This window comes from Pseudomonas sp. HY7a-MNA-CIBAN-0227, assembly GCF_040310325.1.
Lineage (GTDB): Bacteria > Pseudomonadota > Gammaproteobacteria > Pseudomonadales > Pseudomonadaceae > Aquipseudomonas.
This window is the reverse complement of sequence record NZ_JBEOPT010000086.1, coordinates 1-281: the sequence shown is the minus strand read 5'-3', so window position 1 is coordinate 281 and position 281 is coordinate 1. Positions and strand designations below refer to the sequence as shown.

The 281-nt window shown below is 60.9% G+C and carries 1 protein-coding gene; it reads left to right on the top strand.

All coding sequences use genetic code 11. From position 1 onward, the window contains the following. The coding region (locus AAEZ06_RS27085; RefSeq protein ID WP_350617162.1) for a hypothetical protein at nucleotides 1-281 on the top strand (281 nt) is incomplete at both ends.

The following is a 281-nucleotide window of genomic DNA, read 5'->3' as shown; positions in this document are numbered from 1 at the left end:
CGGCCGGCGATCAGCAATAGCCTGGCGGAGGCGGCGATTTATCTAGGCTCAGTGCCGGATGAACTGGTGCTGGCTCAGGCGTCCCATTTTTATCACTTCCGCGATGGTGTGCTGACGTCGATCAGCGACGCGTACGACAACCGCCTGCGTATTTCCCGCGACCATTCAGGACGGATTCAACGGCTGGATAACGGCGTCGGGCGGGGGTTGCTGCTGCGCTATGACCGGGGCCATATCGTTGCAGTCGACTACCAGGTACAGCGCGCCGAGGAGTATCAGGA